This window comes from Paenibacillus sp. D2_2, assembly GCF_031199965.1.
Classification (GTDB): Bacteria; Bacillota; Bacilli; order Paenibacillales; family Paenibacillaceae; genus Fontibacillus.
In genome coordinates, this window is the sequence record NZ_CP133605.1 from 1954493 (window position 1) to 1970078 (window position 15586).

Here is a 15586-nt window from a genome sequence, read left to right on the forward strand (position 1 = left end):
AAGATGAGCCCAATTCCTTGGCAGACGCCAGAAGAGGCGGAGTTCGTGAAGGAATCGATTCTGCTGCCGATCATCCTGGATGTGCTAGAGAGACCGTACAGCGGTAGTTCGGGCGGGATTGAAGCTGCCGGAGATATATGGCGAACTAATCGATTTGCTACAAAAGGCAGCTACGATGGAGTTAACCCGGGCTCGGCAAGGCTTGCGCCAACATGGAATGAAGATCTATAAGGAGCGCCGAACGGTGCTTGGCATCGAGGCGGATTATTTATGCCGTGGGTATCATTATGAATTTTCTATGTTGTGGGGGCTCGTCAAGGCGGAAATCCTGCAGCGGATTCGCAGCTATCTGAGCATCTCTCCAGGTGGCTCCCTAGAAGTCTACAATGCAAAAGAAGGGGATGGCTCATGAAGCAGCGGGACCGCGTCATTATGATGGGAGACTGCCAGTCGTTCTATGCCAGTGTCGAGAAGGCAGACTATCCGCAATATAAAGATCGTCCGTTGATCGTTGCCGGCGATCCCAAACGCCGTTCCGGCATTGTGCTGGCGGCTTGTCCGATCGCCAAGCGTTACGGGGTAACGACTGCGGAGAATGTAGGGACCGCGCTGGCAAAATGCCCCGAGCTCGTTGTAATGAGGCCAAGAATGGAGAAATATATCCAGGTATCGCTGCAGATTACGGATATTATGAGGCAATTTACTGATCTGGTAGAGCCCTATAGCATTGATGAACAGCATTTGGATGTAACCGGGAGCCTATCCTTGTTCGGAGACCCGGATACTCTGGCGCGTATAATTCAGGCCGACATCCAGAATAAGACGGGAGTGCGCTGCCGATTTGGGATTAGCTATAACAAGGCGGTCAGCAAGATGGCCTGCGATATTTTCGCTAAGAAGAATGCGGATGGTATCTATCTTCTTCCCCAGGAGAAGCTTCAGAAGGTGCTCTGGCCGTTGCCAATTCGGAAATTGTTGATGGTCGGCTCGCGAATGGAAGGGCATCTTATCAAAATGGGAATGCCGACAATTGGCCATTTGGCGAATGCCCCGATGCAGAGGCTCAGAGCTCGCTTCGGAGTAAATGGGGAATTGTTGTGGCGTCTGGCCAATGGCATCGATCCTTCGCCAGTGAATCCCTATAGCCATCAAGGCGTCAAATCAATCGGTCATGAGATGACATTGCCGCGTGATTACTACTCCCTGGAGACGATTGCCGTTCCGCTCTTAGAGCTGACGGAACTCGTCTGCCGACGATGCCGGGATAAAGGGTTCATGGGTAGTGTGGTCAGCGTTAGCTGCCGGGGAGCGGATTTCGACCAACCAGCCGGATTTTCACGGCAAATGAAGCTGGCTGACCCGACAAATGTCACCAACCAGATCTACGAAGCGGTGATGGCGCTGTTCCGCAAGCATTGGAACGATCTCCCTGTGCGCAAGGTGGGCGTTACCTTGTCAGGATTAGTAGAGGATGATGCGTATCAACTGACCTTATTTGATGAGCGGCCCAAATATCAGGCACTGGAAAGAGCGACGGATGAGATTAAGCGAAAGTACGGAGACTCAGCTATTCTCAGAGCGGTATCACTAACGCCTTCAGGCCAAGCCAGAGACCGGGCAGGCAAGATTGGAGGACATTATCGATGACAGGAAAATTGCAAGGCAACGGGATGTGGGAGTCTTCGCGGATGATGCTGCCGGAGCATAAGGAGGCAATTTTGAGAAGCAATCGTCATTTACAGAAGAGGACGCGGGTACAACTGGATGAACAGGAGCTCGAGAGAGTCTCACGAATTTTAATGGAATCGCTGCATGAAGGAAGGGAGATAGCACTTCGGCTATTTGGTGAATATGAGGATCGGGGACTTTATGGAACCGTCACTCGCCTGGACCTGGCGGGCGGCGGGTTTGTCTACAGACAGATTATGGAATGGAGTGGGTGTTATGGCGTGATATTGTTAGCGCCGAATTCGCAGCAGAATATCAGGGTGATTAAGAAAGTATGGTAAGGCCGCCCCATGGTCTTGGATGCATATTATGCTATAATATGGGTTACAGCATTTTGGACTGAATGGGGAGATAGTTAATGATCTTGTACAAAGGTGATGCTTTATTTCACCAGGGAGATGAATGTGAGAACTTGTATCGCATTAAGAGTGGCTTGTTTAAGGTAATACGACTGCATGAGAATGGAAATGTGGTATTGTTTAATATTTTATATCCCGATGAAATTGTACCGCATCATTCTCTGGTCTCACCCAAAGAAGTGCTGGGAACAGCGATTGCGCTGGTCCAAAGTGAGGTAGAGGTTATTCCCGCACAGCAGTGGTACCGGGATCTACAGAATAATCCGGACAAGGCGATGGAAGTTGCCATGCAGCTGCAGGAGAAGCTAAGATTTATGCAGGAACGGCTGGATCATCTGTCGATTGGTACTCCGGCCGAACGGCTGGAGCTATTGGGCGATTGGCTAAACCAGCATGTCCCAGGCACGCATCTAACCGATTACCTGACTCAGGAGGAGATCGGGCAACTGATCGGAGTGAGGCGCGAGACGGTGAATCGTCTGCTCAAGGCGTTGGGCTAATCTGCTTCTAAGAGGTAGTTCAAAAAGTCCACTTTAATGAATTCAGTATTATAACGCTGAGAATTGAAGGATGATTCTCTCCGCATGATATGCGGCGATTAATATGAGCAATAATGATGGTATGCCTGTGTAGCTGGGGTGTCCTGAAGTTTTTGTCATGAACCGATTTGTGCTATAATAAAATAGAATCAAAAACAGAAAGGATCAGGATACCATGTGTCCCTTAAGGACGAATCCCCAAAGGACGATTTGGAAACGTTGTGATCTCTCTTACACTTAGCTTCTTACGTGGAACGTCGGTTTGCGACAATACCCTTAAGAAAGAAGCGAGTGATGATGCGAAGTATGAAGTCCTCGAGGATCTTTTTCGTAGGGTGTTGGCGTGAGGTCAACCAATCTGCGATAAGAGGGATTCTTAATGAGGAAGAAAACAACAAGATGGCAATATGACGGTAAGCAGTTATTAGTTTTGATGTTTGGTACATTTTTATTAGCGTTTACGTATTATCATATCAATTTTCAGAATGGTCTGTCAGAGGGCGGCTTTGTTGGCTTGGCGCTGTTAGGTAAATATTCATTCAATTTGCCTCCGGCATTGTCAATGCTTGCGCTTGACGCTCTTGTTATGATTGTGGCTATATTTTTTAAAGGCTGGAAATTCATTGCAAATACAATATTCTCCTCGGTACTGTTCTCGGCATTTTATGAACTGTTCGAGCGATTTTCACCGCTTTCAATGAACTTAACGGACAATTTGCCGCTAGCGGCATTGTTGTCAGGTCTATTGACAGGGCTTGGCGCTGGGCTTGTTCTACGTGCAGGCGGAGCTTCAGGTGGAGACGATATTCTAGCATTGATGTTAAGTCAGTGCTCAGGCATCAAGATCGGTACGATGTTCATCCTGCTGGATGCGGTTGTACTGATGTTATCTTTGTTCTACTTGCCATTTAAAGAGACGATGTTCACCATTATGGCGGTACTGATTGCCGGTAAAATGATTACTTGGACTGTTCAGTATGGTCGTAAAGAAGTGCCATCGCGCAAAGTTTCTTACGGCATGAAACAGAAAACGGCGTGAGCCCTCGGGCTACAGCGTCGTTTTCTTTTTATATAGGTGCTGGTAATCTGCTATAATATGGAATGTATTTTTACGAGAATGGAGAGATCAATATGATTTTACATAAAGGTGAGACGCTGTTTCATCAAGGAGATGAAGGAGTGAATTTATACCATATTAAGAGCGGATTGTTCAAGGTGACCAGACTGCATGAGAACGGGAATGTGGTGTTATTTAATATTCTCTACCCGGGTGAGATGGTTCCGCATCATTCCTTGATATCAGCGAAGGAGACGCATGGAACGGCAATTGCGCTTGTACGAAGTGAAGTGGAGGTCATTCCTGCGCAGAAATGGTATCGCGAGTTGGAGGAAGATCCGCATAAGGCGCTTGAGATTGCTAAGCTGTTGCAGGAGAAGATCAGGTTTATGCAGGAACGGTTGGATCATTTGACGGTAGGAACGCCGGCCGAGAGATTGGAACTGTTGAACAAATGGTTAAATCAACACGCGAATGGTATTCCGTTAACGGATTATCTAACCCAAGAGGAGATTGGTCAATTGATCGGGATCAGGCGCGAGACGGTGAATCGCTTGTTACGTGAAATGAACAAAGGTTAGAATTAAAAATAAACCCCCGTGGATCTGACGTGCGAACACTCCAGAGCCGCGAGGGTTTTGTTTATATATAGCGATAGATAAACGATTAATTTAAACTGTCTGCGGTCCGAAGAATTCGAAATGAACTCGCTCTTCAGGAACGTCCCATTGCTTAAGAGCGCGGTTAACAGCCTGCATGAACGGTGTAGGTCCGCAGAAATAGAAATCAGCATTGGAATCCGTCACGGTCTGCAGCCAAGGGAGATCGATGAAACCGATCTTGTCGCAGCTTTCGCCAGCAGTTGGAGCTTCGTAGACAAGATAAGAACTTAAGGCCGGATGATCTTGAGTCAACTGGCTAATATGCTCTTTCATGGCATGATGGCTTCCGTTGCGAGCGGCGTGGATATACACGACCTCACGTGCAGGTTGTTGCTCCAGCAGTGTTTCGAGCATGCTGACCATTGGAGTTAGGCCTACACCACCGCTAATTAGAACAACGGGAATCTCCTTGGATTGATCCAACGTGAATTCGCCAGCAGGTGCGCTAACCTCTAGGATATCTCCTTCAAGAACATCGTTATGCAAATAAGAGGATACGATTCCGGCTGGTTTGTCAGCCTCTGCTTCCTCACGTTTGATGGAAATGCGGTAATAATCATGACCAGGTGAGGTGGATAGGCTATAATGACGAAGATGGGTGAAGGACTGCCCCTCCGGTTTAACACGTACTGTGATGTATTGTCCAGGAAAATAACTTGCGATTTCTTTGCCATCTTCTGGTTTCAAGTAGAAAGAGGTAATGACATTACTCTCTTTAATCTTGCGATCCACGATGAAGCGGCGGAATCCGCGCCAGCCGCCGGGCTGCTGTTCGGAAGCTTGGTACATCTCAGCTTCGACGCTGATGAATACGTCGGCGATGACACCATATGCTTTGCCCCAGGCCTCGATGATTTCATCGGTCGCGGCATCGCCAAGCACCATTTTAATAGCTGCGAGTAGATTCTCGCCAACGATAGGATATTGCTCAGGCAAAATGCCGAGTGCCCGGTGCTTTTGGGCAATTCCTTTGACGACAGGGAGGATTTCTTCCAGACGATCAATATGTGCAGCGGCAGCATAGACAGTATTGGCTAGAGCCGTAGGCTGTTTGCCTTGACGCTGATTTGCGTGATTGAAGACATTGAGTAATTCGGGATGATTTTTAAACATCGTTTCATAAAATTTTCTGGTAATTGTTTGCCCATGGACCTCTAGTACGGGAACCGTTGATTTGATGATTTCAATGGTTTTCGCATCAAGCATATGGGGCACCTTCTTTCTTTGTGATAAATCTTACACTTATAAGTATAGGTGCATAGAAATATGGATAATTGTGATTGGCGTCACCTCAATTGTTTACGAAATGTGAACTTAAAATTTTAGCAATTAAATTTATCACATAAAAAAACGGCGTTTGCCCCTAAGGCCACGCCGTTTCATTATTTAACTCTGCTACTCGAATAGTTGCAAATACTCTCCATAACCTTCTTTCTCCAGTTCCTCCTTCGGTATGAAGCGGAGTGCAGCGGAGTTGATGCAGTAGCGGAGTCCATTCGGGCCGGGACCGTCATCGAATACATGTCCCAGATGAGAGTCGCCTTGCCGGCTTCTGACTTCTGTGCGGATCATGAAATGACTTTTGTCCAACTTCTCCTTAACATTGTAGGACTGCAGTGGACGGGTGAAGCTTGGCCAGCCGCAGCCAGCGTCATATTTATCGAGTGAACTGAACAGAGGCTCGCCAGATACGACATCTACGTAGATGCCATCTGCTGTATAATCCCAATACACGCCGGTGAACGGCCTTTCCGTGGCACTGTTCTGAGTGACTTCATCTGAATCGGCGTCAGAACCTGCTTCAATTGCTCTTGGTTGGCAGGGCCGGACCAATGTTGTTCAATGAAATCCTCCCGGCCGGAGCCGATCCGGTAACGCTTGTAGTGGAGTGGATTCTTCTTGTGGTAATCCTGATGATAATCTTCGGCAGGATAAAAGACCAAGGCCGGCAAAATTTGCGTTACAATCGGTTTATCGAATCGTCCGCTTTGTTCAAGCTCGACCTTTGAGGCTTCTGCTTCTTCACGTTGGTGCTCACTATGATAGAAGATAGCTGTAAAGTAGGATTCCCGCGGTCATGGAATTGTCCGCCTGCATCGGTCGGATCAATTTGCTGCCAGAATAGAGTAAGCAGCTTTCGGTACGGAAAAACAGCTGGATCAAACGTGATCTGCACAGCTTCATAATGACCTGTATCCCCGGCGCATACTTCTTCATAGGTTGGATTCTCTTTATGGCCACCGATATAGCCCGAGACGATCCGTGTATGCCCGGAAGCTCTTCAAATGGGGATACCATACACCAGAAGCAGCCGCCGGCAAAAGTAGCTAATTCCAGATTAGGCAATGGTGCTTGGTTCATGTTTTTCCCTCCGTTTCGATGGTAGTAAGATCATAGGGTGTAACGGTATTTATTATACCTGTTTTTAAGTAAAATTCGAAATAATTTCCGTTATGGTTTTATACCGAAGTTAACTTATATATTGACAGATAAATTTATATTTTATAATATTATGACGTAAAGTATATGAATACTTATATGAATGATTAAAGGGGAGTAGCTGCTTCAGTAAAGTCGTCATTACGAGATGAACCATCTCCGGCTTTATTGGCAACTTCACGTTGTTAGCGAGACCTTTACCATTGCAGGGTAGAGGCTTATTTATAAAGACCTTTACCGCAATCGGTAAAGGTCTTTTTTTATTAATTTAAGCAAGATTACAACAACTACACTAACTAATTGGGGGAAAAAAAGATGGATATCAGCTTGCTTATGGAGTATGGTTGGGTGCTCATTGTTCTGATAGTGCTGGAGGGACTTCTAGCCGCAGATAATGCGCTGGTCTTGGCAATTATGGTGAAGCATCTGGATGAGGATGTTCGGAAGAAGGCTTTGTTCTATGGATTGGCAGGCGCATTTGTATTCCGATTTGCATCATTATTTATTATTTCCTACCTGGTCGACGTGTGGGAGGTTCAAGCGATCGGGGCACTCTATTTGCTATATATGGCAATTAATCATATTATCCGTAAGCTGGTCGTACATCGGAACGGAGATGAGAGCGAGCGGAATAAAGAGAACAGCTCTAGAAGAAGAAGCCTACAGGCTTCTGGGGAACTGTATTAAAAGTGGAACTTGCGGATATTGCATTCGCCGTCGATTCAATTCTAGCCGCTGTTGCTCTGGCGGTCGCCTTGCCGCCTAGTGGTCTGCCGAATATCGGCGGCATGGACGGAGGCAAATTTATCGTAATTCTGCTCGGAGGCTTCATCGGATTGATCATTATGCGCTTCGCAGCCAATTTCTTCGTGAAGTTACTGCACTCCCGTCCAGGCCTAGAAATAGCGGCATTCATTATCGTTGGCTGGGTTGGAATTAAGCTGGCAGTTCACACCTTAGCGCATCCGTCGCTTCACGTAATTCCTGAAGCTTTTGCCGAGAGTACTGCCTGGAAGATCACATTCTACGTCGTGTTGGTGCTGATTGCAGTCTGTGGTTGGTTCCTGTCGAGCAAGAAGCTTGAAGAGAATCAGACTAGCAAGGTGAATGGATAAATAACCTAGGGGCACAGCACAATTCATCCCCGCAGAGACAATAAAACGCTGCTGAAGTCGTCTATGACTTCTAGCAGCGTTTCTTGTAAAGGGCGAGTTAACGGAATCGTCAATTACATCCCATGGTTGCGTGATGCCTGCCTATATTGCTTGGGTGACATGCCGAATTTTTTGCGGAATACTTTATGGAAATAGTTATAGTTCGGAAACCCGGAGCTCTCGGCGACATGTTCCAGAGACATAGGGCTGAAGGTGATCCGCTCCCGCGCCATATTTAATCGAACCTCTAGAGCATATTGAATGATACTGGTTCCGAATGTCTCTTTGAACAAGTGAACGGCGCGTGATACGCTGATGTCAACATGGGCCGCTGCATCCTCCAGCTTAAAAGGAGAGGCGGCATTCTCTTCAATATAGTTCTTGATGCGATGGGCAAGATAAGTCGGATAAGTGGGCAGCGGCTGCTGCAGGAAGTTTCGATCGATATCCAGGCACAATATTCTTAAGTAGTACTCTGCTATTTCAGGCGTAGGATTAGAAATCCGCCGCTGCTCGAGCATAATTTGACGGAAGGCGCCAATGATACCTTCGGACAGGGGAACCTTCATCTTCTGTGGTCGGTCGTACTTCTCCCACCATTCTTCGACCCACTTTCCGGATAGGAAAATATGATAATCAGCGCTGGAGACAATCGTCTCACCGAGCTGATTCTGCTCCGCCTCGATCCTAAGTTCATATGGCTCATTTGGCTTGAACAGCAGTAGGTCACCGGGTTCAAGCAGCTCTAGCTTGCCATCCAAGCGGGCTCGGCAGCGTCCGAATGATTGCAGGCGGATGAGATAACTATGCAATCCTTCGGGATTAACCATATGAAAGGGCTTGCGGTGAGAGGAATAGTTAGCAGTTAGTATTTGCAAGTCCAAGCGCTCTGACGGCGCTCCCTCGACGATGTGCTGAGAGGGGCGGTTGGTAGCTGGTAGTTGAAAGTTTTGGCAATCCATCGATGATTCTCCTTAATATATAAATAAAATAATGACCAGATTGTTCATGTTTGAATCATATTATTCATTTTAAATGAAAGCGATTTGAAATACCATTGGAATTGTAATGCTAATATAAAAAAATCCTTTTCAGGAGCGGTATCGTTGGCCGAATGCTGAGATAGGCGCTAGATAAGTAAGACCTATGAATTCGGCATACTCGAGGGTGTTACAAGTTATAAAGTACACATTTTCGGTATTCAGGAATCGCCACAATCATTCGTAATGAGGTGAATCATTTGGTGAAGGTAGGATTACAGCTTTATACAGTACGGGATTATTTGGAACGTGATTTTGAAGGTACGCTACGGAAGGTGGCTGAGCTTGGATACCAAGGCGTGGAATTCGCCGGTTTCTATGGCCGTACTCCGGAGCAAGTCAAGGCTATCCTTGATGAGACAGGACTTGTCGCTTTAGGTGCGCATACACCATATGAACGTTTGCTTCATGCGCTGGATGAAGAGATCGCTTTCAACAAAGCCATTGGTAATCGTTACTTGGCCATGCCTTATTTGGCCGAAGAGGATCGTGGGCGCTGGGGTGAAGTGATAGAAGATTTGAAAGTGATTGGTCAGCGTTGCGCTGAAGAGGGAATGGTGCTGTTCTATCATAACCATGACTTCGAATTGACACAGAAGCTGGGGACAAGCCAGTTCTTGATGCGATATTCTCCGAAGTATCCGAAGAATTACTCAAAGTCGAACTGGATTCATGCTGGGTGTACTTCGCGGGATTTGACCCGCTTGAATATATCGCTAAATACAGCGGTCGCTTGCCGCTGCTGCATTGGAAGGACCTCGTTAAGAAGGCAGATGGGTCACCGGAGACGGTGGAACTGGGTAAGGGAGAAGTGAATGTGCGTGATATTGCCGACGCTGCTATTCAGGCTGGTGCCGAATGGTTGGTCGTAGAACAGGATTATTGCGCTAATGATTCATTGAAGAGTATTGAGACAAGTATGGAGTTTATACGCGCTTATGCACAAGGAGGAAAACTAAATGTCTAAAAAAATAAAAGTAGCTGTAATTGGGTGTGGCGGGATCGCTAACGGCAAGCATTTGCCAAGTCTTTCGCAGGTAGAGCAAGTTGAATTGGTCGCTTTTTGCGATATTATTGAAGAACGCGCAACTAAAGCGGCTGCTGAATATGGCGTAGAAGGCGCCAAAGTATTCACGGATTTCCGCAAGCTATTGGCAGAAACTGATGTAGAGGTTATTCACGTATGTACGCCTAACGATTCTCACGCGGAGATCACGGTAGCTTCCCTGGAATCCGGACGCCATGTTATGTGTGAGAAGCCGATGGCTAAGACGGCTGAGCAAGCTCGTCAAATGCTGGATGCAGCGAAGCGTACCGGCAAGAAGTTGAGCATCGCATATCAGAACCGCTTCCGTGATGACAGCTTGTATTTGAAGCAATTGTGCGAAGAAGGCGAATTGGGCGATATTTATCTGGGTAAGGCACTGGCGCTTCGTCGTCGTGCAGTTCCTACTTGGGGTGTATTCCTTGATGAAGAGAAGCAAGGTGGAGGCCCACTCATCGATATCGGAACTCACGCACTAGACTTGACGCTGTGGTTGATGGATAACTACGAGCCGAAGAGTGTAACTGGACAAGTGTTCCACAAGCTAGGTGATCGTGAGAATGCGGCAAATGCATTTGGTCCATGGAATCCGGAAGAGTTCAAAGTTGAAGATTCTGCATTCGGATTCATTACGATGAAGAATGGTGCGACCATTATTCTTGAGTCGAGCTGGGCAATCAACATGGTTGATATCGGCGAAGCAAGAACGATGCTGTGCGGTACTGAAGGCGGAGCGGACATGACTAACGGTCTGCGTATTAATGGCGAGAAGAACAGTCGCTTGTATGACACGAAGATCGACCTTGGCGCTGGCGGTGTAGCGTTCTATGACGGCAAAGTAGAGAATGAAGCTGTCCGTGAGGCGAGAACTTGGATTGAAGCGGTTATTGAAGACAAAGAGCCGGTTGTAAAGCCTGAGCAGGCTCTCGTAGTTACTGAAATTCTTGAGGCGATTTATGAATCGGCGAAGACAGGCAAGGCAGTATATTTTGATTAATTAATACATCAAGAATAAGGGCTCACAGCCCTAGGTACGATAATTTCAAGAAATATAGGTAGGAGGAATTACAATGAAATTAGGCGTTTTTATGGTTCTGTTCGGAGATCGTTCGTTTGAAGAAGCACTGGATATGGCTGCATCTCAAGGCTTAAAAGCCGTTGAGATCGGCACAGGAGGCAATCCCGGCAATGCTCACTGCAATCCGGAGCTGTTGCTAGAAAATAAAACGGCTCGTGAGCAGTTCAAGAAGGCGGTGGAATCCCGCGGTCTGATGATCAGTGCCTTGAGTTGCCACGGTAACCCGCTACATCCACAGAAAGCTCTTGCACAGAAGGACCATGACGATTTCGTCAAGACGGTTCAGCTTGCAGAATTGCTCGAAGTACCGGTTGTTAACACTTTCTCTGGATGTCCAGGTGATCATGAGAATGCAATGTATCCGAACTGGCCGGTTGCTCCTTGGCCAAATGATTATCAGGAAATATTGAACTGGCAATGGGAGAACAAGGTCATTCCTTACTGGAAAGAATGGGGCGCTTACGCTGCGCAGCATAACGTTAAGATCGGCCTTGAACTTCATGGAGGCTTCTCAGTTCATACCCCGGGAACATTGCTTCGTCTCCGCGAAGCAGCAGGTGAAGTGATTGGCGCGAACCTCGACCCTAGCCATATGTGGTGGCAAGGCATCGATCCGGTGCAGGCGGTTGCTATTCTAGGTAAAGCTGGCGCAATTCATCACTTCCATGCGAAGGATACGACAATCGATCCAATCAATGTTAATATGCACGGGATTACTGACATGCAGTCATACTCGCTGATGCAGGATCGCGCTTGGCAATTCCGTACAGTGGGATATGGGCATGATATGAAGACATGGGCTGATATTATCAGTGCGCTGCGCTTGTATGGTTATGACTATGCAGTAAGTATCGAGCATGAAGATGGATTGATGTCGATTGAAGAAGGCTTCACCAAAGCCGTTCGCAATTTGCAACAAGTTATTATGGAGGACTCTGCTGCAGAGATGTGGTGGGTGTAGATAACACAGATTAGAATAGAATTAGAAATAACGGCTGCCGTTAATCGGAGCCGTTATTTTTGTATATGATTAAAGTCTATGTTAATAATACCGAATATGTAAAAATGTTAGGGCAAACTATAAACTCGGTGTTAATTTATTTAAAAATATGATAAACTGAAACAAACTAACTTATTGTAAGTTTTTAACGACAATGTTTCTTATAAAGTAATGTTTTTAATTAAGTAAGAGGTGAAATGTAATGGATGATAATGGTACATCCATGTGTCCGATGTGTCCACGCTTTGAATCGGCATTTACTTTGCTGGGAAAACGTTGGAACGGATTAATTATTCGAACTTTAATGAACGGACCCAGGAGATTCAAAGATATTTCAAATGGCATCCCGTCGATGAGTGATAAAATGCTGTCTGAACGAATGAAGGATCTTGAGAACGAAGGCATTCTTGTGCGACATGTATACCCGGAGACGCCTGTTCGGATCGAATACGAGTTGACGGATAAAGGACGTGCTCTGCGTCCTGTTATGGATCAGGTTCAATGCTGGGCGGAAGAATGGATTGATTAACGTTGCTAAGCCGTGCCGCTACCTGTGACGGGGGCGGCACGAATATTGCGAGTTCAAAAGGCAGGTTTTCAACGCGATCCCATGCTTCCGATGTGCTTTTTCAAAATGCTTCAGTTGGATTAAGCTAGGGTTGTAAGGAGCGGAGTGGACTTTTTGAACAACCTCTAATATTTCAGAGAGTAGGTGTAATTTTGGCTGAGGTAATAGTAATCGGAGCAGGACCTGCAGGGGCAAGTGCAGCTTTGTTTCTGGCTAAGGCAGGTAAAGAGACGCTTGTTCTAGACGGCAATGCAAGCATGACGAAGAGAGCCTGGATTGAGAATCATTATGGCGTTAAAGAGGCGACAGGACCCGACTTATTGCAGACAGGTCGTGAACAAGCCGAGAAATTCGGCGCCAAGTTCATCGAAGAGAAAGTAATAGCCGTAGATACGAATGGTGAAACCAGAGTAACCGTTAAGACGGAATCGGGACGTAGCTATGAAGCTTCTCATGTTATTCTGGCGACTGGTGCGCTTACGGATTTAGCTAAGACGATTGGCCTTACACTTAAGGATGGAAGAGAGCCTCGCATTAAGACCGTCATTGATACGGACGGCAATGGACGAACCAGTAAGCCGCGGATTTGGGCAGCGGGTACAGTAGCTGGCGTCAGCGTGCATACCATTATTACAGCTGGCGATGGCGCTAAAGTTGCGATTGAGATTATTAGTGAATTGAACGGTGAACGTTACGTTGACCACGACATTTAAAATAAAATATTTTATAAGAGAGAGGCCTTCCTTTACAGGAGGGTCTTTTCTTTTTTGTCTTACATGCGATTGTGATCTCATGTACTGTATTAAAAGAGAGCATATGCTACGTTAGGATTATGTCAAGAATAGAAGGAGATTTTAGAGATGTCTTCTGTCGGAGTTATATTATCGCAAATCGGCACCCCCTTGGAGCCAACTGCCCAATCTGTACGTCCTTATTTACGTAAATTTCTGTCGGACAGACGGATCATCGATTACTCTCCGTGGCTCTGGCAACCTCTGCTACGGGGAATCATTCTGCGCACAAGACCACGCAAATCGGCGAAGCTGTACCGTGAAATCTGGCAGAAGGAGGGATCGCCGCTACTGATCCATTCGCTGGCTCAGCAATCGGGGCTACAATCACGGCTCGGAGCAGAGTTCCAGGTCGAATTGGCACTGGCTTATAGTGAACCAAGCATGGAGCAGGCAATGACTAGTCTGGAATCCGCGGGGATCACACGAATTATTATAGTCCCTTTATTTCCGCAGTATTCATCGACAACGAGTGCGTCGGTATATGATCAAGCCTGCTTCGCGGCACTCGGGAGGAGGAGCATATCTGGCCCAGTGTCCAAGCGTTATATTCCGGCGCTGCGCTTCATGGACGCGTATTATCGTGAGCCTGGTTACATATCAGCGATGCAGTCTCATCTGTATTGTTACCTGGAAAGCATGAATGCCACACCGGATTATTACGTACTTAGCTTCCATGGCATACCGAAGCGATATATTGATACCGGTGATCCTTATCCACAGCAATGTATGGAGACGGCCAAGCTGCTTGCTGAAGCGATGGGATGGGATTCAGACCGTTATGAAGTAACTTTCCAATCTCGCTTCGGACCGGAGGAGTGGGTAGGGCCTGCTACTGATCAGGTGCTCGGTCAGTTAGCTGAGCGGGGGATCAAGAAACCGCTTATTTTCTCACCTGGATTGGTTACGGATTGCTTGGAGACACTGCATGAGTTGGCTATAGAAGGAAGAGAACAATTTGCTGACGGAGGCGGAGATGCACAGCAGTTCAATGCAGCACCCTGTCTGAACGATCATGCGCAGTGGTTGGATTTCCTGTCCCAACAGGTGCAGAAGAATGCCCTAGGCTGGACAGACTGAACGGATTAACACAAAAAACCTTCATCTTCCTGGTGGGGAGGACGAAGGCTAAGGGGATGGTGTGCCGGACTGAAAGTCAGATCCGGCAAATTTCATTCGGACAGAGCTCACAATGGCACATGTCTTGCAGCATAACCAGATCCTTAATGACGATCATGCCGTTCACATATTCAAGCGCGTCCTTCTTGCGCAGGTCGCTCAGCATACGGTTGACGCTCTCACGAGTTGCGCCGATCATGTTGGACAGGTCGGTATGCGTGATTTTCTTGTTAATAAGAATCGAATCGCCATATGGCTCACCGTAAGTGTTGCTAAGACGGATCAGAGTAGAGGTAAGAGCTCCGGGTTTGCCATACATCATCAAGTCGCGGAATTTAGTCTGCGTCAGACGATGATGGATACCCATCCATTTCATGAAATCGATTGAAAAATCGCAATGTTGGCAAATCATGATTTCCAAATCTTTTTGCTCAATGACGCCGACTTCACTGTCCTCAATCACTTCAGCCGTGAAGCTGTGCTTCATGCTAAAGAATGGATCTGCCTGTCCGACCATATCGCCGCGACCGTACATATATAGAATGAGTTCTTTGCCTTCATCGGTTGATTTGGTTAATTTTACACGCCCGCGCTTAATGTAGAATAGCTTATCGGAAAGATCGCCTTCCCAGAAAAGATGTGTCCCCTCAGGATAAGATTTATCCTTCATCGTAACAAGAAGTCTGTTGAAGTTTTGCTCGGAGAAACAACTTGTATTGCCGCGGGGCATGGTGGTATTTACACTTTCACTCATCATCGATTTCCCCTTTTATACGAATTTGTTCTAAATTTTCTGAAAATTTTAAATTATTTTAAATTAATTATATAACGATTATTTGATTTTGGGTCGCCTCTAATACGTCTAAAAGTGTCTAATTTTTAACATTGTGACTAATTTCACTTTGGAAGCGTTATCCAACTGCTGATATATTGTAAGAAGTTAATGAGACAAAACTCAATTTATTAGGTTGCTTACAATTTAGAATCGATGAAAAATAGAACATATA

General features: G+C 46.5%; 16 protein-coding genes and 3 pseudogenes. 14 read left to right on the forward strand and 5 right to left on the reverse strand.

Features of this window, described 5'->3' with window-relative positions:
- Window positions 1-3: 3 nt before the first annotated feature.
- The 7 genes from RE628_RS09690 to RE628_RS09720 all read left to right on the forward strand — a co-directional run bounded on the left by RE628_RS09690 (window position 4) and on the right by RE628_RS09720 (window position 4264).
- Window positions 4-231, forward strand: a complete 228-nt coding sequence (locus RE628_RS09690) for a hypothetical protein (protein ID WP_309158513.1) — start codon at window positions 4-6, stop codon at window positions 229-231.
- Window positions 203-412 carry a YhjD family protein gene (locus tag RE628_RS09695; protein ID WP_309158514.1) on the forward strand — a complete coding sequence of 70 codons (210 nt, stop codon included), beginning with the start codon at window positions 203-205 and terminating at the stop codon, window positions 410-412. Before RE628_RS09690 ends, RE628_RS09695 begins: the two co-directional genes overlap by 29 nt.
- Window positions 409-1647: a DNA polymerase IV gene (locus RE628_RS09700; protein WP_309158515.1), complete on the forward strand. Its 1239-nt coding sequence runs from the start codon at window positions 409-411 to the stop codon at window positions 1645-1647. The genes RE628_RS09695 and RE628_RS09700 overlap by 4 nt, the downstream gene beginning before the upstream one ends.
- A complete protein-coding gene (locus RE628_RS09705) occupies window positions 1644-2009 on the forward strand; it encodes a YolD-like family protein (protein ID WP_309158516.1) in 366 nt (121 codons plus the stop codon). The genes RE628_RS09700 and RE628_RS09705 overlap by 4 nt, the downstream gene beginning before the upstream one ends.
- 77 nt (window positions 2010-2086) lie before the next feature.
- Window positions 2087-2587, forward strand: a complete 501-nt coding sequence (locus RE628_RS09710) for a Crp/Fnr family transcriptional regulator (RefSeq protein ID WP_309158517.1) — start codon at window positions 2087-2089, stop codon at window positions 2585-2587.
- A 418-nt stretch (window positions 2588-3005) separates the two neighbouring features.
- A complete protein-coding gene (locus RE628_RS09715) occupies window positions 3006-3665 on the forward strand; it encodes a YitT family protein (protein WP_309158518.1) in 660 nt (219 codons plus the stop codon).
- Window positions 3666-3757: 92 nt separating this feature from the next.
- Window positions 3758-4264, forward strand: a complete 507-nt coding sequence (locus RE628_RS09720; RefSeq protein ID WP_309158519.1) for a Crp/Fnr family transcriptional regulator — start codon at window positions 3758-3760, stop codon at window positions 4262-4264.
- Window positions 4265-4354: 90 nt separating this feature from the next.
- On the opposite strand, the gene hmpA is transcribed toward RE628_RS09720, so the two are convergent.
- From hmpA to msrA, 3 genes and pseudogenes are all read right to left on the reverse strand, one after another.
- Entirely contained in the window at window positions 4355-5551 is a 1197-nt protein-coding gene (gene hmpA / locus RE628_RS09725) for an NO-inducible flavohemoprotein (protein WP_309158520.1), read from the reverse strand.
- A gap of 189 nt (window positions 5552-5740) precedes the next feature.
- Entirely contained in the window at window positions 5741-6079 is a 339-nt protein-coding gene (gene msrB / locus RE628_RS09730) for a peptide-methionine (R)-S-oxide reductase MsrB (RefSeq protein WP_309158521.1), read from the reverse strand.
- Window positions 6043-6706, reverse strand: a pseudogene (gene msrA, locus RE628_RS09735) (peptide-methionine (S)-S-oxide reductase MsrA). Before msrA ends, msrB begins: the two are co-directional and overlap by 37 nt.
- A 393-nt stretch (window positions 6707-7099) precedes the next feature.
- Between msrA and RE628_RS09740 the strand changes: the two are divergent.
- Window positions 7100-7899: pseudogene (locus RE628_RS09740) on the forward strand (TerC family protein).
- A 113-nt stretch (window positions 7900-8012) separates the two neighbouring features.
- On the opposite strand, the gene RE628_RS09745 reads toward RE628_RS09740, so the two are convergent.
- Window positions 8013-8900, reverse strand: coding sequence for an AraC family transcriptional regulator (locus RE628_RS09745; RefSeq protein WP_375143064.1), 888 nt, complete (start codon window positions 8898-8900; stop codon window positions 8013-8015).
- 278 nt (window positions 8901-9178) lie between these two features.
- Here RE628_RS09745 and RE628_RS09750 point away from each other — a divergent pair.
- The 6 genes and pseudogenes from RE628_RS09750 (at window position 9179) to hemH (ending at window position 14540) form a co-directional block, all read left to right on the forward strand.
- Window positions 9179-9945 (forward strand): annotated as a pseudogene (locus RE628_RS09750) (sugar phosphate isomerase/epimerase family protein).
- Window positions 9938-11020 carry a Gfo/Idh/MocA family protein gene (locus tag RE628_RS09755; RefSeq protein ID WP_309158522.1) on the forward strand — a complete coding sequence of 361 codons (1083 nt, stop codon included), beginning with the start codon at window positions 9938-9940 and terminating at the stop codon, window positions 11018-11020. The pseudogene RE628_RS09750 and the gene RE628_RS09755 overlap by 8 nt, the downstream one beginning before the upstream one ends.
- Before the next feature lie 73 nt (window positions 11021-11093).
- On the forward strand, window positions 11094-12062 hold the full coding sequence (locus RE628_RS09760; RefSeq protein ID WP_309158523.1) for a sugar phosphate isomerase/epimerase family protein: 969 nt from the start codon (window positions 11094-11096) through the stop codon (window positions 12060-12062).
- A 241-nt stretch (window positions 12063-12303) separates the two neighbouring features.
- The gene (locus RE628_RS09765; RefSeq protein WP_309158524.1) at window positions 12304-12630 is read left to right on the forward strand and encodes a winged helix-turn-helix transcriptional regulator; all 327 of its coding nucleotides are present in this window, start codon (window positions 12304-12306) and stop codon (window positions 12628-12630) included.
- Between the two features lie 191 nt (window positions 12631-12821).
- Window positions 12822-13382, forward strand: a complete 561-nt coding sequence (locus tag RE628_RS09770) for an FAD-dependent oxidoreductase (RefSeq protein WP_309158525.1) — start codon at window positions 12822-12824, stop codon at window positions 13380-13382.
- Window positions 13383-13529: 147 nt separating this feature from the next.
- Window positions 13530-14540 (forward strand): ferrochelatase, encoded by a 1011-nt coding sequence (gene hemH / locus RE628_RS09775; protein ID WP_309158526.1) that lies wholly within the window; start codon window positions 13530-13532, stop codon window positions 14538-14540.
- A gap of 76 nt (window positions 14541-14616) precedes the next feature.
- Here the strand turns inward: hemH and RE628_RS09780 are convergent, their stop codons facing one another.
- Window positions 14617-15333, reverse strand: a complete 717-nt coding sequence (locus tag RE628_RS09780) for a Crp/Fnr family transcriptional regulator (RefSeq protein WP_126997591.1) — start codon at window positions 15331-15333, stop codon at window positions 14617-14619.
- Between the last annotated feature and the right edge of the window lie 253 nt (window positions 15334-15586).

What these genes read in the sequence shown, in the direction of transcription:
- RE628_RS09690 (WP_309158513.1), top strand. Translation starts at nt 4, where the DNA reads ATGAGCCCAATTCCTTGGCAGACGCCAGAAGAGGCGGAGTTCGTGAAG.
- RE628_RS09700 (WP_309158515.1), top strand. Translation starts at nt 409, where the DNA reads ATGAAGCAGCGGGACCGCGTCATTATGATGGGAGACTGCCAGTCGTTC.
- RE628_RS09705 (WP_309158516.1), top strand. Translation starts at nt 1,644, where the DNA reads ATGACAGGAAAATTGCAAGGCAACGGGATGTGGGAGTCTTCGCGGATG.
- RE628_RS09710 (WP_309158517.1), top strand. Translation starts at nt 2,087, where the DNA reads ATGATCTTGTACAAAGGTGATGCTTTATTTCACCAGGGAGATGAATGT.
- RE628_RS09715 (WP_309158518.1), top strand. Translation starts at nt 3,006, where the DNA reads ATGAGGAAGAAAACAACAAGATGGCAATATGACGGTAAGCAGTTATTA.
- RE628_RS09720 (WP_309158519.1), top strand. Translation starts at nt 3,758, where the DNA reads ATGATTTTACATAAAGGTGAGACGCTGTTTCATCAAGGAGATGAAGGA.
- hmpA (WP_309158520.1), bottom strand. Translation starts at nt 5,551, where the DNA reads ATGCTTGATGCGAAAACCATTGAAATCATCAAATCAACGGTTCCCGTA.
- RE628_RS09745 (WP_375143064.1), bottom strand. Translation starts at nt 8,900, where the DNA reads ATGGATTGCCAAAACTTTCAACTACCAGCTACCAACCGCCCCTCTCAG.
- RE628_RS09755 (WP_309158522.1), top strand. Translation starts at nt 9,938, where the DNA reads ATGTCTAAAAAAATAAAAGTAGCTGTAATTGGGTGTGGCGGGATCGCT.
- RE628_RS09760 (WP_309158523.1), top strand. Translation starts at nt 11,094, where the DNA reads ATGAAATTAGGCGTTTTTATGGTTCTGTTCGGAGATCGTTCGTTTGAA.
- RE628_RS09765 (WP_309158524.1), top strand. Translation starts at nt 12,304, where the DNA reads ATGGATGATAATGGTACATCCATGTGTCCGATGTGTCCACGCTTTGAA.
- hemH (WP_309158526.1), top strand. Translation starts at nt 13,530, where the DNA reads ATGTCTTCTGTCGGAGTTATATTATCGCAAATCGGCACCCCCTTGGAG.
- RE628_RS09780 (WP_126997591.1), bottom strand. Translation starts at nt 15,333, where the DNA reads ATGAGTGAAAGTGTAAATACCACCATGCCCCGCGGCAATACAAGTTGT.